Source organism: Fictibacillus phosphorivorans (assembly GCF_007673525.1).
In the GTDB taxonomy this organism is placed as follows: Bacteria; Bacillota; Bacilli; order Bacillales; family Fictibacillaceae; genus Fictibacillus; species Fictibacillus phosphorivorans_C.
Genome location: NZ_VDZU01000001.1, coordinates 1100194 through 1121214, shown reverse-complemented (window position 1 = coordinate 1121214; position 21021 = coordinate 1100194). Strand labels below are relative to the sequence as shown.

19 protein-coding genes, 1 riboswitch and 1 other annotated feature are annotated in these 21021 nt (G+C 39.5%); of the genes, 8 read left to right on the top strand and 11 right to left on the bottom strand.

The window, feature by feature from the left end; all coding sequences use genetic code 11:
• Window positions 1–118 precede the first annotated feature (118 nt).
• A complete protein-coding gene (locus FS458_RS05370; RefSeq protein WP_144703311.1) occupies window positions 119–1381 on the top strand; it encodes an NAD(P)/FAD-dependent oxidoreductase in 1263 nt (420 codons plus the stop codon).
• A gap of 50 nt (window positions 1382–1431) precedes the next feature.
• Here FS458_RS05370 and FS458_RS05365 read toward each other — a convergent pair whose 3' ends face one another.
• From FS458_RS05365 to leuS, 5 genes are all read right to left on the bottom strand, one after another.
• A complete protein-coding gene (locus FS458_RS05365) occupies window positions 1432–1635 on the bottom strand; it encodes a sporulation protein Cse60 (protein ID WP_144698503.1) in 204 nt (67 codons plus the stop codon).
• An 88-nt stretch (window positions 1636–1723) separates the two neighbouring features.
• Window positions 1724–2359, bottom strand: a complete 636-nt coding sequence (locus FS458_RS05360; RefSeq protein ID WP_144698501.1) for an SDR family oxidoreductase — start codon at window positions 2357–2359, stop codon at window positions 1724–1726.
• A gap of 196 nt (window positions 2360–2555) precedes the next feature.
• Window positions 2556–4475, bottom strand: coding sequence for a bifunctional diguanylate cyclase/phosphodiesterase (locus FS458_RS05355; protein ID WP_144698499.1), 1920 nt, complete (start codon window positions 4473–4475; stop codon window positions 2556–2558).
• A gap of 132 nt (window positions 4476–4607) precedes the next feature.
• Window positions 4608–4907 (bottom strand): rhodanese-like domain-containing protein, encoded by a 300-nt coding sequence (locus tag FS458_RS05350; protein WP_144698497.1) that lies wholly within the window; start codon window positions 4905–4907, stop codon window positions 4608–4610.
• A gap of 15 nt (window positions 4908–4922) precedes the next feature.
• Window positions 4923–7343, bottom strand: a complete 2421-nt coding sequence (leuS, locus tag FS458_RS05345; protein ID WP_144698495.1) for a leucine--tRNA ligase — start codon at window positions 7341–7343, stop codon at window positions 4923–4925.
• Window positions 7344–7403: 60 nt separating this feature from the next.
• Window positions 7404–7633: a binding site (T-box leader), on the bottom strand.
• A gap of 201 nt (window positions 7634–7834) precedes the next feature.
• Here leuS and FS458_RS05340 point away from each other — a divergent pair.
• Window positions 7835–8404: a biotin transporter BioY gene (locus FS458_RS05340; protein WP_144698493.1), complete on the top strand. Its 570-nt coding sequence runs from the start codon at window positions 7835–7837 to the stop codon at window positions 8402–8404.
• A 72-nt stretch (window positions 8405–8476) separates the two neighbouring features.
• Here FS458_RS05340 and FS458_RS05335 read toward each other — a convergent pair whose 3' ends face one another.
• A complete protein-coding gene (locus tag FS458_RS05335; RefSeq protein WP_144698491.1) occupies window positions 8477–9673 on the bottom strand; it encodes an MDR family MFS transporter in 1197 nt (398 codons plus the stop codon).
• A gap of 165 nt (window positions 9674–9838) precedes the next feature.
• Between FS458_RS05335 and FS458_RS05330 the strand changes: the two genes are divergently transcribed.
• Window positions 9839–10804, top strand: a complete 966-nt coding sequence (locus tag FS458_RS05330; protein ID WP_260858436.1) for a TIGR01212 family radical SAM protein — start codon at window positions 9839–9841, stop codon at window positions 10802–10804.
• Entirely contained in the window at window positions 10801–11376 is a 576-nt protein-coding gene (locus tag FS458_RS05325) for a class I SAM-dependent methyltransferase (RefSeq protein WP_144698489.1), read from the top strand. Before FS458_RS05330 ends, FS458_RS05325 begins: the two co-directional genes overlap by 4 nt.
• Before the next feature lie 264 nt (window positions 11377–11640).
• Here FS458_RS05325 and FS458_RS05320 read toward each other — a convergent pair whose 3' ends face one another.
• Both FS458_RS05320 and FS458_RS05315 read right to left on the bottom strand, forming a co-directional pair.
• Window positions 11641–12711, bottom strand: coding sequence for a tetraprenyl-beta-curcumene synthase family protein (locus tag FS458_RS05320; RefSeq protein WP_144698487.1), 1071 nt, complete (start codon window positions 12709–12711; stop codon window positions 11641–11643).
• A gap of 41 nt (window positions 12712–12752) precedes the next feature.
• The gene (locus tag FS458_RS05315) at window positions 12753–13541 is read right to left on the bottom strand and encodes an alpha/beta hydrolase (RefSeq protein WP_144698486.1); all 789 of its coding nucleotides are present in this window, start codon (window positions 13539–13541) and stop codon (window positions 12753–12755) included.
• Between the two features lie 81 nt (window positions 13542–13622).
• Here FS458_RS05315 and FS458_RS05310 point away from each other — a divergent pair, with 81 nt between their 5' ends.
• Window positions 13623–14141, top strand: coding sequence for a gamma carbonic anhydrase family protein (locus FS458_RS05310; protein ID WP_144698484.1), 519 nt, complete (start codon window positions 13623–13625; stop codon window positions 14139–14141).
• Here the strand turns inward: FS458_RS05310 and FS458_RS05305 are convergent.
• Window positions 14131–14502, bottom strand: a complete 372-nt coding sequence (locus FS458_RS05305; protein ID WP_144698482.1) for a VOC family protein — start codon at window positions 14500–14502, stop codon at window positions 14131–14133. The genes FS458_RS05310 and FS458_RS05305 overlap by 11 nt on opposite strands.
• A gap of 235 nt (window positions 14503–14737) precedes the next feature.
• On the opposite strand from FS458_RS05305, the gene FS458_RS05300 reads away from it, so the two are divergent.
• Both FS458_RS05300 and FS458_RS05295 read left to right on the top strand, forming a co-directional pair.
• On the top strand, window positions 14738–15289 hold the full coding sequence (locus tag FS458_RS05300; RefSeq protein ID WP_144698480.1) for a phosphatase PAP2 family protein: 552 nt from the start codon (window positions 14738–14740) through the stop codon (window positions 15287–15289).
• A gap of 14 nt (window positions 15290–15303) precedes the next feature.
• On the top strand, window positions 15304–16461 hold the full coding sequence (locus FS458_RS05295; protein WP_144698478.1) for a glycosyltransferase family 4 protein: 1158 nt from the start codon (window positions 15304–15306) through the stop codon (window positions 16459–16461).
• A 292-nt stretch (window positions 16462–16753) separates the two neighbouring features.
• Here FS458_RS05295 and metK read toward each other — a convergent pair whose 3' ends face one another.
• Complete coding sequence (gene metK / locus FS458_RS05290; RefSeq protein ID WP_144698476.1) at window positions 16754–17959, bottom strand: methionine adenosyltransferase; 1206 nt, start codon at window positions 17957–17959, stop codon at window positions 16754–16756.
• A gap of 164 nt (window positions 17960–18123) precedes the next feature.
• Window positions 18124–18254, bottom strand: a riboswitch (SAM riboswitch).
• A 261-nt stretch (window positions 18255–18515) separates the two neighbouring features.
• Here metK and pckA point away from each other — a divergent pair.
• The gene (gene pckA, locus FS458_RS05285) at window positions 18516–20099 is read left to right on the top strand and encodes a phosphoenolpyruvate carboxykinase (ATP) (RefSeq protein ID WP_144698474.1); all 1584 of its coding nucleotides are present in this window, start codon (window positions 18516–18518) and stop codon (window positions 20097–20099) included.
• Window positions 20100–20176: 77 nt separating this feature from the next.
• Here pckA and FS458_RS05280 read toward each other — a convergent pair whose 3' ends face one another.
• Window positions 20177–20983, bottom strand: a complete 807-nt coding sequence (locus FS458_RS05280; RefSeq protein ID WP_144698472.1) for an alpha/beta hydrolase family protein — start codon at window positions 20981–20983, stop codon at window positions 20177–20179.
• Between the last annotated feature and the right edge of the window lie 38 nt (window positions 20984–21021).

Genomic DNA, 21021 nt, shown 5'->3' with positions numbered 1-21021 from the left:
GTAACCTACTTTAACTTTTTGCAAAAAAGTAAGGATTATGAAACTTATAGTCTTTTTGTTAAAGCTATGCTATTGTATGAAATGACTTTTATTGAACGTATTAGAAAGTTGGGATTGTATGACTTATGATTGTATAGTAATCGGCGGTGGACCTTCTGGCCTCATGGCGAGTGTCGGTGCTGCTACGAATGGTGCACGTGTACTGTTAATCGATAAAGGAGAAAAACTAGGTCGTAAACTGGCTATTTCAGGTGGCGGGCGTTGCAACGTCACAAACCGCTTGCCTGTTGAAGAAATCATCAAACATATTCCGGGTAACGGACGTTTTTTATACAGCGCCTTTTCTGTTTTTAACAACGAAGACATCATTCAATTTTTCGAAGGGCTAGGCATCGAACTAAAAGAAGAAGACCATGGACGCATGTTCCCTGTTACTAATAAGGCAACTGATGTTGTGGCTGCTCTTCTGCAAAAAATAAAGCAGCTTGGTGTTACGATCCGAACGAACACACCCGTAAAAACGATACATTATGGAGAAGATATTCATGAGATCATCCTGCATAGCGGAGAAATGATCCAAACAAAATCGATTGTAATTGCCGTAGGCGGTAAATCTGTTCCACATACAGGTTCCACAGGTGATGGTTACGCATGGGCAAAAAAGGCGGGGCACACGATCACAGAGCTCTACCCGACTGAGGTTCCTATCACTTCTAATGAACCATTCATCAAACATAAAACGTTGCAAGGTATATCATTAAGGAACGTTGCACTCTCTGTATGGAATCCAAAAGGCAAGTTGATCAAAGCCCATCAGATGGACATGATTTTTACTCATTTTGGAGTATCCGGACCTGCAGCATTAAGATGCAGCCAATATGTAGTCAAAGCGTTGAAAAAGTTTGATGTACCAACGATCGAGATGAGAATTGATTCTTTTCCTGATGAAAATGAAGACACGTTAATAAATTCCTTACAGAAAAGAATAGATGCTGAACCTAAAAAAGCACTTAAAAATGTACTCAGAGGATTACTTCCAGAAAAGTTCCTTCATTTTTTAATCGAACGAGCAGAGATTGATGGTGAGGCGATTGCTGATCAAGTCTCCAAACAAGCGCTTCGTCAGCTTGTTGCACAAATGAAAGGTTTCTCTTTTTCGGTTAACGGTACATTATCGATCGAAAAAGCATTCGTTACAGGCGGCGGTGTTTCAGTTAAAGAGATCGCTCCTCAAACGATGGCATCTAAGAAACAAGAAGGCTTATTCTTCTGTGGTGAAATATTAGATCTTCACGGATACACAGGTGGTTATAATATTACCGTTGCCTTTGTAACAGGTAATATTGCGGGTACTAACGCAGCTTACCATGCATTGGGCTAACCCTATAAAACAAGAAGAGTGACAACCCGCTTAATGGTTGCCACTCTTTTTTATTTATGCGTTCCAATTTTCTTATAGATAATCAACGCTGAAAAGGAAAACATCGTATCGTCCTCTGAGTGCACATTATCACAAACGGCAATCTGATATTTAATATCCACAACATTCTCTGGAGGAACGATACTCAGAAACTCATTTATAGCGATCTCTAAATCCTCTTCATGATCTTCATCGAAGATTTTTACTTGAATCATAAAAAGCATCCCCTTTCAGCCAATTGTTTTGATAGTTCTTCGGCCTTTGGAGATGCTTATCCTTTGTTAAGTTTTGACTAGTTTTGTCTTACAAATTTTCAAGAGCAGTTTGAATAGGTACTTCTCCTTCAATCAGTTCAAAAACTTTTTGGCTTACGTTTTCATTGCCAATACATGCCGCAAGTGTTCTTGCCACATCTGCTCGAGGAATAGATCCGCGCTCGTTCAGTTTTTCTTTAGCTTGGATCATGCCCATTCCGTCCTCATCCGTCAGCGCACCCGGACGCAAGATCGTATAATTTAATGTGCTGTTGATCAGTTCTTGATCAGCTTTTCCTTTTGCCTCTAAGTAATGCTGAAGTCCTTCTGGTCCTTTTTCAGGAGTGTCAGCACCAATTGAACTTACAAGAATAAATTGTTTCACCTTATGTTTTTGTGCTAATTGTATAGACTTTACCGCTCCTTCATAATCTACAGCGTCTGTTTTCTCAGGTCCTGTATGACCACCAGAACCTGCTGTAAAGATAACAGCTTCAATCCCTTCATAAACATGGTCAAAATCTTGTTCCAAATCACCTAAAACGGCTTGAATATTCTCATGTTGAAAATGATCTTGCTGTTCTTCCTTTCGTACCATCGCTTTAATAGAGTGTTCTTGATCAGCTAGTATATTACATGTCATTTTACCAATATTACCGTTTGCTCCGATTACTAATACATTCACTACATATCCACTCCTTCTATTTGTCTACTTATGTAGTGTTTCACGAAATGAAGAATATAAAACATTTGATTGTGTAATAGTAGTCTCGTTTGTAGGTCAAGAAGTTCCAAATGTACTCCTCGAGAAAGCGACTTGATTATAAATTCATTAAAAAAGCTTAAAACACCGTTTCATCCACGACATTTTAAGCTTCTTTTTAATTCATAACAACATTCTTATGTAACTGTCTTTGGAGTTCATCAGCATGAAGTGGTTTGTACAGATGATAACCTTGACCGTATATACATCCTTGTTCTACTAAGAAATCAATCTGCTCACGGCTCTCTATACCTTCTGCAATGACGTGAAAATCAAGATTGTGTCCCATATCAATAATCGTTTTTACAATCGCTCCTGCTTTTTGATCTATTAAGATGTCATCGATGAACATCTTATCAATCTTTAATGTATCAACAGGCAATTGTCTCAAATACGTTAAAGAGGAGTAACCCGTACCAAAGTCATCCACTGAAATGCGAATTCCTTTTGCTCTTAAAGCATTCAAAATTGGAAGAGCTTCTTCCATGTTTTGCATCGTCGTGCTTTCTGTAATCTCCAACTCTAATGAAGTAGGTGGGAATTCAGTCTCTGAAAGAATACTTTCTACTCTTTCAATAAAAGATTCATCTAATAGCTGTCTAACTGAAATATTTACCGAGATCAAGAGATCATTGAAGCCATGTTTATGCCAACTTAATCCTTGCATACAAGCTTCTCTTAACACCCATTCACCGATCGGTAGAATCAGCCCCGTTTCTTCAGCCATCGGAATAAACTCAGCTGGAGAGATCATTCCTTCATCTTCTTTATTCCAGCGTAATAACGCTTCAACACCTAGAATTTTCTTATTACCGATATGAACTAAAGGCTGATAAACAAGAAAGAACTCGTTGTTCATTAATGCTTTTCTTAAACCATGTTCGAGGTTTAACCTTCTTTCCATCCTGCCATCACGCTGTTCTGTGAAAAATTGATAAGTGTTTCGCCCTTTTTCTTTTGCCTGATACAGAGCGGAATCAGCACGTTTCAAGAGGGTTTCGCTGTCTGTACCATTCTCAGGATAGATACTAATACCGATGCTTGGTGTTGTAAATACTTCTTGCCCACTCAATTTAAACGGTTTTGTAAAAGCTTGAATAATCTGCTCTGCTTTCTGTTTGATCTCACTGATATCTTTAAAATTAAGCAAAATCAGAAATTCATCCCCGCTCCTTCTAAAGACTGTTCCGTAATAACCTACCGTAACCTTTAAGAGTTCCGCTACTTTCTGAAGCAGCAGATCACCAAAACTATGTCCAAGCGTATCATTCAGAACGTTAAACCGATCGAGATCAACATACATTAAGGCTAGATTTCGATTTTGAAGCTTTGATTCTAGTATTTGTTTTTCAATCGCTTGCATAAAGCCATTACGATTTGGCAGACCAGTTAATTCATCATAATAAGCCATATGCTCAATCGTTATCTCAGCTCTTTTTCTTTCCGTAATATCAATAAGGATGGAGTTAAAATCAACTAATTCGTTGTTGGCATCTAAAAAAGGGATTCCCCGATCTTGGATCCATCGTATCTCACCGTTCGGCTTCATGATGCGATATTCGCTTGTAGTGATCAATCCCTTTTGTATTGAAATGCCTCGGTTCATGATGATCTCATCATCGTCTGGATGAATTACCTTCTTCCATAATTCTGAGTCGTCATAAAAAGCTTGCAAAGGATAACCATATAATTTTTCAATACCCGATGTAATCAAAAGTTTATTCGATTTTAGGTTGTGCGACCAGATCGCAACGTCGATACTATCAAATATGTTTTGAAGCTTTACGCGGTTTGCTTCTAATTCAGCAAACGTTTCTTTATGATTTAAGATCTCCTGCTCTAGATTTACCGCATAACTATCTTTTACGATCAGCATTTTGTATATCAGAATTGCAAAAAGCACAACAATTCCAAGATCTATTCCATACATCAAAAAGCTTTGATTGTACATTAAACCAATTGTACTTACAGTGTGTAAGGTAAACAAAACGGCTATGATATAGGTCCATTTTTTAGTTTCTGCGTGTTTTAATGGCATTTGTAAGCCTCCAAGGCTAATAAGTATACCCTTTCTATCGGCTATTTCTTGGAAATTTAAACATTCTTTAATAAAGTAACCTATAGAACCAAAAAAAACTCTCCACTCATGTCTTGAGCAGAGAGTTTATTATTAGTCCTTACTATATTCCAACATGCCGCCAGTCATATTCTTGACCTTATATCCATGATCTTGCAGAAAATATGCTACATTCTCACTGCGTCGACCGGAACGGCAGACGATGATGTGTTCCTCGTCTTTGTTTATTTCATCTAAACGAACAGGTATCTCACCCATTTTGATATGCGCTGCCTCTGGGATTTTCCCTTCCGCTACTTCTTCATCTTCGCGAACATCAATCAGAGAAATCTTTTTACCCTCTTGGAGCAATTGCTTTACTTCTGATGGTGAAATTTCTTTTAATTCTTCCATTAGCGTTTGCCTCCTTTAATTCGCAACGATATTCACAAGCTTACCTGGAACTGTAATAACTTTGCGAATCGTCTTTCCTTCAATGCTTTGTTGAACGGATTCATCTTTTAAAGCAGCTTCTTCCATATCAGATCCACTGATGTTTGCGGCAATCGTCATCTTCGCTTTAAGTTTACCGTTCACTTGGACTACAATTTCAACTTCATTCTCTACAAGTTGAGCTTCGTCCCAAACTGGCCAAGATGCATATGCGATGCTGCCTTCTCCACCTAGCAATTCCCAAAGTTCCTCACAAATATGCGGAGCGATCGGGGAAAGCATCTTAACGAAACCTTGCATGAAATCTTTTGGAAGAACTTCTTGTTTATTTGCTTCATTCACAAAGACCATCAATTGTGAAATGGCTGTATTAAAGCGCAGTCCTTCATAGTCTTCAGTTACTTTCTTCACCGTCATATGATAGAGACGATTGAAAGCTTCTGTTCCATGTGTATCTTGAATCGACGGATTGATTTTCTCTCCATCTTCAGCTAGAAGTAATCTCCATACACGATCCAAGAATCTGCGAGCTCCATCTAAACCAGTTGTGCTCCAAGCGATAGAAGCATCAAGTGGTCCCATAAACATTTCATATAAACGAAGTGTATCTGCCCCATGGCTCGATACGATCTCATCAGGGTTAACTACGTTCCCTTTAGATTTACTCATCTTCTCATTATTTTCTCCAAGAATCATTCCCTGGTTGTAAAGTTTTTGGAAAGGCTCTTTTGTCGGAACGATACCAAGATCATACATAACCTTATGCCAGAAACGAGCATACAGAAGGTGCAACACTGCGTGCTCCGCTCCACCAATATAAATATCAACCGGAAGCCAATGCTTAAGCTTCTCAGGAGATGCTAATTGCTCATCGTTTTTCGGATCGATATATCGAAGGTAATACCAACAGCTTCCTGCCCATTGCGGCATCGTATTCGTTTCACGACGTCCTTTCTTTCCTGTTTCAGGATCTACAACGTTTACCCACTCTTCAACGTTAGCAAGTGGGGATTCCCCTGTTCCTGAAGGTTTGATTTCTTTAACAACAGGTAGAAGAAGAGGAAGCTGATCTTCTGAAACTGTCGACATCGTGCCATCTTCCCAGTGGATGACCGGGATTGGTTCACCCCAATAACGCTGACGAGAGAATAACCAGTCACGAAGACGGTAAGTGATCTTCTTCTCACCTTTTCCGTTCTCAGATAGCCATTCGTTCATCGTTGTAATAGCTTCTTCTTTTTGCATGCCATTCAAGAAATCTGAATTAACGTGTTCACCATCACCTGTATAAGCATCTTCTACCACATTTCCGCCAGCAACCACTTCAGCGATCGGAAGTTCAAACTTTACTGCGAACTCGTGATCACGTTCATCGTGAGCAGGAACTGCCATGATCGCACCCGTTCCATAGCTTGCTAGTACATAGTCTGCAATCCAGATCGGAAGTTTCGCACCTGTTACAGGATGAATCGCATATGCACCTGTAAACACACCAGACTTTTCTTTTGCAAGCTCTGTACGTTCAAGATCAGACTTTGTTTCTACTTGTCTTTGATAAGCCGTTACGGCCTCTTTTTGGTCTTCTGTTACAATATCGTTTACTAGTTTATTTTCAGGAGCTAGCACTAAGTATGTCGCACCGAAAAGTGTATCTGGTCGTGTTGTGAACACTGTAATATTAGAAGAATGTCCATCTACATCAAAGTGTACTTCAGCTCCCTCAGAGCGGCCGATCCAGTTTCGCTGCATATCTTTCAAGCTCTCAGGCCAATCTAGTTCATCTAGATCTTCTAACAATCTGTCAGCGTATGCTGTAATCTTAAGCATCCATTGTCTCATAGGTTTACGAACGACAGGATGGCCTCCGCGTTCACTTTTCCCATCGATGACTTCTTCGTTCGCAAGTACCGTTCCGAGTGCTTCACACCAGTTCACAGGTACTTCATCTACATACGCAAGTCCTTTATTATAAAGCTGGATAAAAATCCATTGTGTCCACTTGTAGTAAGAAGGATCTGTTGTGTTAACTTCACGGTCCCAGTCGTAAGAGAAACCAAGCTCTTTAATCTGTCTGCGGAACGTATTGATGTTTGTTTCTGTAAATTCTGCTGGGTCGTTTCCTGTATCAAGCGCATACTGTTCTGCAGGAAGTCCGAAAGCATCCCACCCCATCGGATGAAGTACGTTGTATCCTTGCATACGCTTCATTCTAGAGAGAATATCTGTCGCCGTGTATCCTTCAGGATGACCAACGTGAAGGCCAGCTCCAGATGGGTATGGAAACATATCTAGCGCATAAAATTTCTTTTTATCATATTCTTCTTTTGTTTGGAACGTCTTGTTCTCATCCCAGAACTTCTGCCACTTTTTCTCGATTGTTTTGTGGTTATAATACATAACCGATCCTCCTTAGAAAACTGTACTTTAAAAACAAAAAACCTCCCGCCCCTAATAAACATTAGGGACGAAAGGTTAGTTAACAATTTAAACCTGCCGCGGTACCACCCTGATTAATGCAACGATCGCATTCACTCGGAAACATACCTTAACGCGGCGAACGGCAAGCATTACTTCATTCACACTTGCAACTAAAGGGTGAGTTCAAAAAAGTCCGGGTTGACTTGCACCAGCCGTCAACTCTCTATCTTTTCCATTCTTCTTTTACTATTCCCTATCATCGTTATTAAAAAATTTAGATGCTAATTTGTATTTTATGAATAACTCCCTAAATTGTCAAGGTTGTTTAGAAGTATAATAACCTATTTTTACCACTTTTAAACAAGGGTTATAACGCTGTAAACCGTATCTTGACAAACATTAAGTAGCTGTTTAATGTAATGTTAACTGTTATTATTTTTGCGTTAACATTAAAAAGGGGTGCAACAGACATGCATGAAAGTAATCAAAAACTGAAGATGTCACTATATGCCGCACTTATGGCAGGAATTACAGCGATCCTCGCTCAGCTGACCATTCCACTTCCATTAGTTCCGATTACGGGACAAACTTTAGCAATCGGGCTTTGCGCAACCATTCTAGGGCGTAAGTATGGTACCCTCGCTGTTATGATCTATGTCGCTATGGGAGCGATCGGTCTTCCTGTTTTCTCTGAAGCTAAAGGTGGGTTCATGGTGCTGATCGGTCCAACAGGAGGCTATATCGTCGGCTTTATCATCGCTGCTTATATCACTGGACTCATTTTAGAAAAGACAAGTTTTACTCTTCTGCCAGCTGTTGTGGCTAACATTGCGGGTATGGTGATTACACTTGTTTTTGGTGCCGTTCAACTAAAGTTCATTGCAAGCCTTAGCTGGGAACAAGCAATGAGTGGTGGTGTTATTCCTTTTTTACTTGTAGGAGTAATTAAAGCCATTTTAGCTTCAGTTCTTGGTGTTACGATCAGAAGAAGATTAATGTCAGCTAAACTGCTTCCAAAAGAAGAAACAAGAGCCGCTTAATTCATTAAAATATAAACCAAGAGACCGTGATTATCCTATCACGGTCTCTTGGTTGTTCATTATCTATAAATCTCAAGAAGCTTGTTGAGGAATTTCAGTTTGCTGAATGGCATGTCGACTCCTGCTATATAGAATCGTCAAAATGAAAGCAAGCACCATCAGGCCGATGATCGTTTGAAACAATACGGATATGTTGAAAATATCTGCAATCATTCCTCCAAACAACGGTCCGAGCATCCTTCCGCCTGTGGCTGTTGAGTTTACGATTCCTTGATAGAATCCGGCTCTGCCTTCAGGAGCAAGCTCTGCTGCGATGGAAGGGACGCCAGGCCATACGAGCATTTCTCCTATAGTAAGAACGATCATGGCCATCATAAAGCCACTAAAGTCTTTAGCATTCCCTACCATCACGAATGAAATAACAAATATACAATATCCAACCAAAATTTGCGATGTTGTGGAGTGCAGCCATCTTTTTAAGAAAAGATTGACTAGCGGCTGACCAAGAACGATAAACACACCGTTAACGGTCCAAAGCAAACTGTACATCTTAAGAGTTACTCCTAGTGATTGTGTATAAGCAGCGATCGTAGACTGCCATTGCACGTAACCAATCCAAGCTAGCAGATACCCTCCACATAAAACTAATAGTGCCATAAACGCTTCTTTGTTATGAATTCTTTTTCGTTGAGAAAAAACAGTCTGCACAGAAGCTTCTTCTGTTGCATCAATGTCTTTAAAACCGAACAGCACGATAATAAAAAATACAAAAGATAGAGCTGAACAACTAATGAATGAGAGTGTAAAAGAATAGGAAGCTGCAAATCCACCAAGAGCAGCCCCAAGCGCCACTCCTACGTTCTGTGCAATATAGATTCGGTTAAATGCTTTTCTTCCACCCTCTTTCCACATCGTACCTGCTAATGCATACATAGATGGAAAGACGATTCCCATTCCAAATCCCATAAAAACAAGAAGGATACTGTACATCCAAAAATCATGAAACCAGATTAATAAGAAGGAAGTCGTAAATGAAATCGAGACACCGAGCATAATGGTCTTGTAGCCTCCTAATTTATCAAAAAGCAATCCTCCCGTTAAGTTACCGATTATTCCGGCACCTGAGTTAAGTAATAGAACAATTCCTGCTACGGTAAGTGACTTACCTAGGTGTTCATGTATAAAAATCGTATTGATCGGCCACAAGAAACTTGAGCCGGTCACATTAAGTGCCATTCCAATGATGAGCAGCCATACTTTCGCTGGCATAAATATCCCCCGCTTGCTAACTAAGATGTCTTAAACCACTCTGTATTTTATTCCTTTTTCCTGCACTTTACAATTTGAAAGTACTGACAACTCACTTTGCCGCTAACAGTGCGAACATGCTACAATGTCATATGGTGCTCATCACCGTATAAAGGAGTGAGAAAGATGGCACACCTTATGGAAAAGCCAGATTATTTTGGAGATAAAAGATATTACACGTGGAATCAGCATTTGAAATCCCATTTTGGAGATAAAATTATTAAAGTACCATTAGATGGAGGATTCGATTGTCCGAATCGTGATGGCAATGCCGCATTTGGAGGATGTACCTTCTGCTCTCAAAGTGGCTCAGGTGATTTTGCAGGTAACCGCCGAGATGATATCATCACACAGTTTCACACCGTTAAAGAACGAATGCATTCGAAATGGAAAAAAGGTAAATATATAGGCTATTTCCAAGCTTTTACGAACACTTACGCTCCTGTTGAGCAACTAAAAGAGCTTTATGAAACGGTACTAGAACAAGAAGGCGTTGTTGGACTTTCGATTGCAACGAGACCTGATTGTTTACCGGATGATGTGATTGAATATCTTGCTGACTTAAATAAAAGAACTTATCTTTGGATCGAGTTAGGACTTCAGACTGTACATGAGCGAACAGCTCTGCTCATAAACAGAGCTCATGACTACGCGACATACGTTGAAGGCGTTGAAAAACTTCGAAAACATAACATTAGAGTATGTTCACACATCATTAACGGATTGCCGTTAGAAACTCCAGAGATGATGATGGAAACTGCAAGAGAAGTTGCAAAACTTGATGTTCAAGGGATTAAGATCCATTTGCTTCATCTTCTAAAAAAGACACCTATGGTCAAACAATATGAACAAGGTATGTTAGAATTTCTTGATTTTGACACGTATGTAAAACTTGTTTGTGACCAACTAGAGATTCTTCCTCCACAAATGATGATTCACCGACTAACTGGAGACGGGCCATCTGACTTATTAGTCGGACCGATGTGGAGTTTGAATAAATGGAAAGTATTAAATGCGATTGAAAGTGAGCTTAAAAACAGAAATAGTTTTCAAGGTAAATTTTATGATATAACTGAGGTGAACACCCCATGAAATTAGAAGGAGTTTTACCGTTTGCCAGAACACTTCTTCGTTCTTTTTGTGAAGAAGGTGATATCGTAATTGATGCAACATGTGGAAACGGAAACGACACTTTATTATTATCAAAACTCGTTGGCGAGAGCGGCCATGTGTTTGCTTTTGATATTCAAGAGCAGGCGATCGAGAACTCAAAACAACGGCTTGTTGATCATCATGCAGATCATAACGTTACCTTTTTTCATGCCTCGCATGATGAGTTAACAACTCAGTTACCTAGTGATCTTCATACAAAAGTAACTGCTGCTATATTTAACCTCGGCTATTTGCCTGGAAGTGACAAGTCGATTACAACAACTGGATCATCTACCATCGGTGCTATCGAACAGCTCCTGCAGCTGTTAAAACCTGAAGGCATAATCATACTCGTGATCTACCATGGACATGAAGAGGGAAAAAGAGAAAAAGAACTAGTCATGAATTATGTAAAACAGCTGGATCAAAAACAGGCTCATGTTTTACAATACGAATTTATAAATCAAAAGAACGACCCGCCATTTGTGGTCGCAATCGAAAAAAGAGGCTGAATTCAACTAATCAATGTTGATTCAGCCTTTTTTCAGGATTCAGAAACTGGTCGTCATATATACACCCCGGGGTATTATGGTCATCAATCCGGAAATTTAAGCACGGAATCCAAAAATTCTGACTGTTTATCCACGAGAATTGTCTCTCAATCCAAAAGTTTTTGTCTTTTATCCACGAGTTTACATTCCTCGACAAATTACGCAATAGTTACTATCCTCACATACCCCTGCTACATGCGAAGCACATGGAGCTCGACATTACTTTTATGAGAGGGAAGGTTTTAACCTTTGATATAATTTTCGGTTTACATAAAAGAAGTAACTTGTTGCCCCTCCCACTTTAACGAGCTTTGAAGCCATCTTTTTAATCCCAGGACTTTCAGACACCTTTTTATCTGCAAGGTAGATTCCTAACAGCCCTCTTTGGATCAAGCGATGAAACCTCGAATTAGGAAGATTAGCACAGCTTTTCTCTGCTTTTTCCGCAAAATAAACCATTCGTTCAAGCATGTGCTGATCATTCTTATAATACGTACAAAAATTCAGGTCGCCTTCCAACTTGTCCTCATTTTGATCAATAAAATAATCTAAAAGAATATGAAGACCTTGCAGCCACGGAAAGTATCCCTTCTTTATCGTTGCTGCAGATTCTTTTGTGAAGTTTCCTTGAAATGCATAACTGACTAAACAGAAGATACCCAGTGTTGAACCTGCACAAGCTGAAAATTCATACCATGTGATATCTGGTAGAACAGATTGATACTCACCGAACCAACTGATTAGTCGTGGCTCTCTCTCTTGAACGATGACATGTTTATGAACTTGCAAATCACAATAGATCGAGGCTAGTCCGATCAGTTCACTCGCGATATTTGGATAAGCTTTCATCTCTGACAAAACGTTTTGACACGTATAAACTAATTCGTTCAAATAACCTCCGTCGTCCTGTTCTTCACGGTAACGGTAATAATTTGTTGGAACAGCGCCAGGAGATAACGCATGAAACATACTTTCATGAAGAGCACGGAAATCCTTCTCATTCAGTGAAGTGCTTCTGTCACAAAGATTATCTAAATAGTCGCTGATCGTTTGGTACGCCACCACAAACTCGATGGCTTTTTTGCGATGATTCCCTGCTAGCAGTGTAAGGATAGCTCCCCCTTCACAGTGAAACATCTTATCCGAAATGCTGCTGACTGCCTGTCTTCTTAATTCAGGGTTCGGAATCTTCTCAGCTCTCTCATGCCACGACTTAAGCAGATGGCTGACAGCCGGAAAGATATGCGTATAAACGGAATACATCAATCCCCAAGGGTGAACCGGAACTTTGTTCATAAGATGGCTCCTTTTGTTTATTTCTTCCCTTACCTTTTTCTTTAATCGACGTCGCTATGCAGAAACAGAAATTTTTTTACATAATTAAACACATGATCTCTTTCAGGCTCATTTAATACTTCATGATATAGTGATGGAAATTCTTTATACCATTTTTCTTCGAGTTGTACTGCGTTAAACCATTGTTTCACTTTCATTTTATCCACGATTCGATCATCCCCCGCTTGTAAAAGCATTAACGGTACATTTGGAAAATCTTTATAATGATCGAAAACATGTTTTATCGAACCAATCAACTCTCGATACCATCTGACAGAGACTTTCTTAACGATCAGCTTATCCTCTTTATCACGTATACGTATTTCTTCATTCCTGGTAGCACTGCCTTCAGGTAGATTGGTCGCTAACCTTACACTCGGAGCGAGTTTGTTCAATAGAACGGAAACGGCTTCTTTTCCTTTTGATGGGTAATGAACCAATCCTAAACAAGGAGAGGATAAGATAACCGCTTGAACATTAAGCCTTTTTCCCATCAAGGTTCTGATTACGGCTAATCCACCCATGCTATGTCCTAAGATATATACGGGAAGTCCAAATTTCTCGGCTTCAAGATACCATTTTTCTATTGTTTGAATATAATCATCGAATGCATCAATATGCCCTCTTCTTCTCGTTGTCGTACCTTGACCTGGAAGATCGCCTGAAACACAATGCAAGCCCGCTTCGTTCAATTGTTTGATAACCCAATCATACCTGCCGTGATGTTCGTTTGCACCATGAACGACTACGATCGTTCCGACTGCATTTCTTTTTGTTTTCCATGTCCACATTTCTCCACCTTCTCTATTCATAAGACTTGGTGATTTGCTAAACTGTAGATAGATAAATAATGATAATAGGAGTGTGTAACCATGATCTATCCATTCGGAGATAAACAACCTAAGATTTCAAAAACTGCCTTTATTGCAGACTATGTTACCATTACTGGTGATGTTCAGATCGGCGAATATTCTTCTATCTGGTTTAATACATCCATACGAGGAGACGTTTCCCCGACTATTATCGGGGACTATGTAAACGTTCAAGATAATTCTGTTCTTCATCAAAGTCCGAACCGTCCCCTTCATTTAAAAGACGGCGTTACTGTTGGTCATAGTGTAATCTTACATAGTTGTATCATTGAAGAGAACGCATTGATTGGCATGGGTTCACTCATATTAGATGGAGCTCACATTGGAGAAGGAGCTTTTATAGGTGCAGGAAGTCTCGTTCCTCCTGGAAAAAAGATACCGCCGAACACCTTAGCTTTCGGCCGACCAGCCAAGGTGATTAGAGAGTTAACAGAAGAAGATATCACGGACATGAATCGAATCCGTCGTGAATACTATGAGAAAGGACAGTATTATAAATCATTACAACCTAAACGTTAAACTCGATTAAGTTACCATCAGGGTCACTCACAAAAACTTGGTGCCACTCTGTTTTATTTGTTGGTTTGTTAACATATGGAACGTTATGAGCATCTAATGTTTTTAATAGCTTGTCCATATTCGTAACTCTTACAGCAAAATGACCATCTCTGCTATCAATCTCTGTCGAATTTCTTCTAGCTTTACCCTCAGGATGGACGATCAAATGAAGTTGCGTGTCACCGATATCATACCAAACGCCTGGAAAATCAAATTGCGGGCGTTTTTTATTTTGCTCGAATCCGAGAATTCCCTCATAAAAATACAATGATTCTTTTAGATTGGTTACAAGTAAGGATACATGATGTATGCCTGCATACATGTATAGCCACCTCATCTCTCTTTATGTTTTGCCCATAATTTTAACATAGAAACAAAGAATTTGAGATGAAATCGTACTGAAGCTGCTGCTCTCAACGATTCCGTGATACACTTTGAAATCCTGCTCTTAGAGGATGGTTTTTTTATAATAATTTCATACTGTCTTCATGTTCCCCTTACAATTGTATTTTATTATTATAGTATCGAACAAAATATGAATGGTAAGGGGGATATTCATGGCAAAAGTAATCGATTGGCTTTATGAAAAAGAGTGTACCTTTTTCCGACTGATTAACGGAAGACTGCACAGAAATTCAATGGACCATTTCTTTCACCTGTGGACGCATCTTGGTGGTGCAACAGCCACCATCTCAACAAGTATTCTACTTCTGTTATTCCTCCCTATGCATTTAAAGTCTTGGGGAATTGTTTGTATGCTGTCTTTATTGATCAGCCACATTCCTGTTGCTATTTCTAAGAAGATGTACCCGAGAAAGAGACCGTATTTAAGTCTTCCAGATACGAACATCGGTGATAATCCACTAAAAGATCATTCATTTCCGTCGGGTCATACAACCGCTGTATTTTCAATCGTCACACCCTTGATACTATTGAATCCATTTATCGGTATATTTTTATTGGTCGCTGCCCTTTTAGTAGCTATTTCCCGTATGTATCTAGGTCTTCATTATCCTTCTGATGTACTTGCAGGAATGATTCTAGGCATCAGTTCCAGCTTCTTTTCTTTATTTTTAGTAAAAAGCTTTATCTTGCCTTACTTTTTATAAAAGGAGATGAAGAAATGAAGCTTGCTCTTTTTTCTGATACGTTCCATCCACAAATTAACGGAGTTGCGCGCACGTTAAAAAGATTTACGAGTTACCTAGAAACCAATGGAGTTGAATATAAAGTTATCATGCCTTCTTTTGAAGAGCATCAAGAAACAGAATGCAAACAATATTATGCGATGAAAAGCCTGCCACTCTTTCTATATCCGGAGTGCAGGCTTGCCATACCGCAATTTAAAGCCTTGAGCGAAGAACTAAGTAAATTCAAACCTGACCTCCTTCATATAGCTACCCCTTTTAATATTGGCTTATTTGGGATGCGATACGGTAAAAAAGAAAACATTCCCATGGTAGGCTCCTATCATACACATTTTGACCGCTACCTTGCATACTACCATCTAGATTTCTTATCCCCCTTGCTCTGGCGTTATCTGCAATGGTTTCATAAACCTTTTGAAAAAATCTTTGTTCCAAGTGAAGAAACACGGAAGATTTTGTACACAAAAAACTTTAATAATATTGACATATGGTCCAGAGGAGTTGACTGTATGATGTTTACACCTCAAAAGCGTGATTACTATGTCCGTGAAAAATATAATATTACACAGAAGTATATCTTTTTGTTCGTGGGAAGATTAGCACCTGAAAAGGACCTAAACATCCTTAAAGAAGTGATAGATCAACTGCCACGTTCTTTCGGCGAGAATGTACATTGGCTGATTGTGGGCGATGGACCAAGTCGACGTGATGTTGAACAGTGGGAATCAGAATATAACAATGTCACCTGTGCAGGTTATCTTTCTGGTGATGAACTAGCGCGAGTTTATGCTTCTTCAGACTTATTTGTCTTCCCTTCTTCTACAGAGACGTTCGGCAATGTTGTTCTAGAAGCATCTGCATCTGGGTTGCCTGCTATCGTGTCAGATTCTGGCGGAGTAGCTGAAATTGTTCAAGACGGTGTAACGGGTATAATCTGTAAAGCTAGAGAAGCTGACTCATTCATAGAAAATATCGTTTCAATTATGGAAGATCATATGCTCTTAAGTTCTATGAAACTAAAAGCAAGAAATTATGCGATGACTCAATCTTGGCCAGCTATCTTTGGGAATCTTTTGATGCAATATGAAGAAGTTATTTATATGAAAAGTAAAAATAAAACGATCATTGCCTAATAGGCGCAGGATATTATGATACTAAAGTAAATAGCAATCGATTTTATTTATAGTTTTATATATTTTGCAACCCTCTGATGAACATTATCGGTTCAGATGATGTTTATCAGAGGGTTATATAAGCATTTTTACGAGGTAATCACAATTTTATCCGTAAATAATGTACATTTATCCGTAAAACTAACAATTAATTCCGTACATAAAATTTTTTATCCGATTTTCGACAAATCCTTCTAAACTAACCACTACAAAAAAACCAGACTCCCAAAAGGAAGTCTGGTTTAACATGTCATTAAATATTTGCTTGCTTCTTAAGCTCTGCAGCTTTATCTGTGTTCTCCCAAGGAAGGTTGATGTCAGTACGTCCAAAGTGGCCGTATGCAGCAGTTTGCTTGTAGATCGGACGGCGAAGATCAAGCATCTTAATGATTCCAGCCGGACGAAGATCGAAGTTGTTGCGAACTAACTCAACAAGAACTTCTTCAGAAACTTTACCTGTTTCAAACGTGTTTACAGCGATTGATACGGGTTGAGCAACACCGATCGCATAAGCAAGCTGTACTTCAACTTTATCAGCAAGACCTGATGCTACGATGTTTTTAGCAACATAACGAGCAGCATAAGCAGCTGAACGGTCAACTTTAGTCGCGTCCTTACCAGAGAATGCACCGCCACCGTGACGAGCATATCCACCGTAAGTATCTACGATGATTTTACGGCCAGTAAGACCTGCATCACCTTGAGGTCCGCCGATTACGAAACGGCCCGTTGGATTGATGAAGTATTTTGTGTTCTCGTCGATCAGTTCAGCAGGAACAACCGGCGTGATTACTTTTTCTTTGATGTCTTTTTGAATTTCTTCAAGTGTGTTCTCTGGGTGGTGCTGAGTAGAAATTACGATTGTATCGATGCGAACAGGCTTATCGTTTTCATCATATTCAACCGTTACTTGAGTTTTTCCATCTGGACGCAAGTAAGGAATCTCTTCAGTCTTACGAACCTCAGTAAGACGGCGAGATAATTTATGAGCTAGTGAGATTGGAAGAGGCATAAGCTCTTCAGTTTCGTTACAAGCAAATCCGAACATTAGACCTTGGTCACCTGCACCGATTGCTTCGATCTCAGCATCTGTCATAGATCCTTCTCTTGCTTCAAGAGCTTGGTCAACACCCATCGCGATGTCAGCAGATTGCTCATCGATGGAAGTTAATACTGCACATGTTTCTGAATCGAAACCATATTTTGCACGGTCATAACCGATTTCTTTAATTGTCTCACGAACTACTTTTGGGATATCTACATAAGTAGAAGTTGTGATCTCACCTGCTACAAGTACAAGACCTGTAGTTACAGAAGTTTCACATGCTACACGAGCATTTGCATCATTAGCTAAAATTTCATCTAGAATCGCATCTGAGATTTGGTCACAGATTTTATCTGGATGGCCTTCTGTAACGGATTCTGATGTAAATAAACGACGACTAACTTTTTTGGACAAGTTAATATCCTCCCTTTAACTGCTTTTGAGTATGATACGGTACTTTATTCTTATCTATTTTACACAGTCTATGTTCTTAACCTGAAAAAGGCATAAAAAAAGCCCTTCCCTGTTTCACATACATTCACGAGGGAAAAGGTTTCTAAAACCATAATGCCTTCAACCTCTTATTGTCCAAGGTTATTTTCACCTTGCAGGTTAGCACCTTTTCATTTCTAGTGGCGTTTTATTTACCACTTTCATGTCGGTTGCTGGGTTTCATAGGGCCTGTCCCTCCACCTACTCAGAATAAGAGTAGCCGTTCTCGAAATATGATAGCGTAATGATCACTCTCTGTCAATAGAAAACCCTATGAATAGCAGTAAGTTTGGAGTATTATATTCTATAGAATGAAAGCGTTTTAAATAAGATGGCTATTTCACATAATTTTGATCTTTTTTTAGGAAGTAAGAACTTTTTTGATGCACTTTCATAAAATAGTATACATTATTTAATTCAATGTGTTATACTAATTTTCGAATATATCACTCTAGGATAAAGGATGGTACTGTCTCATATGAATACTTTGGAATTTACGACAACCTTAAACGATCTTGTGACCCGTGAAACAACTCACCAGAACTTACCTGTTCCGGTTTTAGTAGAAAAATCTCTTCAACGCAACGAGGGCATCCTTACATCCACAGGAGCACTTCAAGCTACAACGGGGAAATATACAGGCCGTTCCCCTGAGGATAAATTTATCGTTGAAGATGCTTCCATTAAAGATTCAATCGATTGGGGAAAGGTTAATAAACCATTTTCACCAGAAAACTTTGATAAATTATACAAAAAAGTCCTCCAATACTTAGGGAATAAAGAAGAACTATTCGTGTTTAAAGGGTTTGCTGGTGCAGACCGCGAGTATCGCCTTCCTATCCAAGTAATCAATGAGTATGCATGGCATAACCTTTTTGCTCATCAAATGTTTGTACGCCCGAACCACGATGAGCTAGGCTCTCATGAATCTCAATTCACAGTGATTTCAGCACCAGGGTTCCAAGCTAATCGGGCTGAAGATGGAACAAACTCCGAGACATTTATTATCGTTTCTTTCGAGAAGAAAATTGTTTTGATCGGTGGTACTGAGTACGCAGGTGAAATTAAAAAATCTGTGTTCTCTGTCATGAACTATATTCTACCTGAAAAAGGCATTCTATCTATGCACTGTTCCGCAAACGTTGGGAATGAAGGAGATGTAGCTTTATTCTTCGGACTATCTGGAACTGGAAAAACTACTTTATCTGCTGACCCTAATCGTCGTTTGATCGGGGATGATGAGCATGGTTGGGCTAACACTGGAGTCTTCAATATTGAAGGTGGATGTTATGCAAAAACAATCGATCTATCGAAAGAAAAAGAACCACAAATCTGGAACGCGATTCGTTTTGGAAGCGTTCTAGAGAATGTAATGATCGACCCTGTAACGAGAGAAGCTGACTATAAAGATTCTTCATTAACTGAAAACACACGTGCAGCTTATCCTGTCGATGCTATTCCAAATATTATTCAACCAAGTGTTGCCGGACACCCGAACACAATCATCTTCTTAACAGCTGATGCATTCGGTGTATTGCCTCCAATCAGCAAACTGACTAAAGAACAAGCGATGTATCATTTCTTATCAGGATACACGAGCAAACTTGCAGGAACAGAAAGAGGCGTAACATCACCACAAGCTACGTTCTCAACATGCTTTGGCGCTCCATTCCTGCCACTACCTGCTACTGTTTACGCTGAGATGCTCGGCAAGAAAATCGATCAGCACAACGTTCAGGTTTATCTTGTTAACACTGGCTGGTCTGGTGGAGAGTACGGAGTCGGAAGCCGTATGAATTTAGGCCACACACGTTCAATGGTGCAAGCAGCATTAGAAGGAGAACTTGCATCGGTTGAAACAGTGGTGGATCCTATTTTTGGGCTTCATATCCCAACACATTGCCCTGGTGTTCCAGATCAAGTTCTTCAACCCAAGAAAACGTGGAGTGATCAAGACGCTTATGACGTTAAGGCGAAAGAGCTTGCTGGCCAATTTAATGCGAACTTTGAAAAATTCAAATCTGTTTCAGCTGAAATTTCTCAAGCTGGACCGCTCGTTTAATACAATGAATAACGACCTTCCATTCTAGCAATGGAAGGTTTTTTTATTTATTATATATGTTTGGATTAGAAAAGGAGCTAAAATCTCATTTTAGCTCCTTTTCCATGTCCTTTCATCCATTCACACAAAGCATATGTAATCTCTCGGTTCTCTGTTGGCGGAAAATAATGTGTATATTCCGGATAGATCCATGTTTCGCATGGTTTTCCGAGCTCTTTTAATCTTTTTTCAATCTTAAGGGTATGCTCTACACTTACGTTTTCATCCTTCATGCCATGAATACAAAGTAGCGGTGTATCTAATTCTTCACAATAGTTAAGTGGCGATCTCCATTCAAATTCTTCTGGATATTTATCTGGAGTCCCTCCGATCACTCTCTTCATCATCCTCCGCAGATCTTCTCTCTCGTCATACGTGATCGCCATGTCAGTCACTCCGCCCCATGTTACGACAGACCGAATTTCAGGAAATTTCATAGCTGTAAATAAGGCCATAGGACCGCCTCGTGAAAAGCCAAACACATGAATGTCCTCTGGATCTACTTTAGGAAACTGCTTTAATACCTCAAAAGCGGCAAAAGCATCAGTACGATCTTCTCCAGCAAAATCTTCGTTGCCTTCTCCCCCTTGATTTCCTCGATAATACGGAGCCATAACAACAAATCCTTGTGAAGCAAACTGGATGATCCTAGCAATTCTGACCATTCCAACGGACTTGATCCCGCCTCTAAGATAAAGAAAGCCTGGAAAAGGCCCTTTCCCTTCAGGTAAAGCGGCTAGTCCTTTTATTTTTAATCCATCATTTAAATACGTGACTACATACAAGCGAATGGTAGGATGCGGTGAAGGAAATCGCTGCCACTCTATCATTTTTGCTTTTTTCATTCCTACACTCCTTTATTTTTGTGGGCAAACACACATTT

Coding starts and splice junctions, on each gene's coding strand:
- FS458_RS05370 (WP_144703311.1), top strand. CDS start 119: ATGACTTATGATTGTATAGTAATCGGCGGTGGACCTTCTGGCCTCATG.
- FS458_RS05365 (WP_144698503.1), bottom strand. CDS start 1,635: ATGATTCAAGTAAAAATCTTCGATGAAGATCATGAAGAGGATTTAGAG.
- FS458_RS05355 (WP_144698499.1), bottom strand. CDS start 4,475: ATGCCATTAAAACACGCAGAAACTAAAAAATGGACCTATATCATAGCC.
- FS458_RS05350 (WP_144698497.1), bottom strand. CDS start 4,907: ATGGAAGAATTAAAAGAAATTTCACCATCAGAAGTAAAGCAATTGCTC.
- leuS (WP_144698495.1), bottom strand. CDS start 7,343: ATGTATTATAACCACAAAACAATCGAGAAAAAGTGGCAGAAGTTCTGG.
- FS458_RS05340 (WP_144698493.1), top strand. CDS start 7,835: ATGCATGAAAGTAATCAAAAACTGAAGATGTCACTATATGCCGCACTT.
- FS458_RS05335 (WP_144698491.1), bottom strand. CDS start 9,673: ATGCCAGCGAAAGTATGGCTGCTCATCATTGGAATGGCACTTAATGTG.
- FS458_RS05330 (WP_260858436.1), top strand. CDS start 9,839: ATGGCACACCTTATGGAAAAGCCAGATTATTTTGGAGATAAAAGATAT.
- FS458_RS05325 (WP_144698489.1), top strand. CDS start 10,801: ATGAAATTAGAAGGAGTTTTACCGTTTGCCAGAACACTTCTTCGTTCT.
- FS458_RS05320 (WP_144698487.1), bottom strand. CDS start 12,711: ATGAACAAAGTTCCGGTTCACCCTTGGGGATTGATGTATTCCGTTTAT.
- FS458_RS05315 (WP_144698486.1), bottom strand. CDS start 13,541: ATGTGGACATGGAAAACAAAAAGAAATGCAGTCGGAACGATCGTAGTC.
- FS458_RS05310 (WP_144698484.1), top strand. CDS start 13,623: ATGATCTATCCATTCGGAGATAAACAACCTAAGATTTCAAAAACTGCC.
- FS458_RS05305 (WP_144698482.1), bottom strand. CDS start 14,502: ATGTATGCAGGCATACATCATGTATCCTTACTTGTAACCAATCTAAAA.
- FS458_RS05300 (WP_144698480.1), top strand. CDS start 14,738: ATGGCAAAAGTAATCGATTGGCTTTATGAAAAAGAGTGTACCTTTTTC.
- FS458_RS05295 (WP_144698478.1), top strand. CDS start 15,304: ATGAAGCTTGCTCTTTTTTCTGATACGTTCCATCCACAAATTAACGGA.
- pckA (WP_144698474.1), top strand. CDS start 18,516: ATGAATACTTTGGAATTTACGACAACCTTAAACGATCTTGTGACCCGT.
- FS458_RS05280 (WP_144698472.1), bottom strand. CDS start 20,983: ATGAAAAAAGCAAAAATGATAGAGTGGCAGCGATTTCCTTCACCGCAT.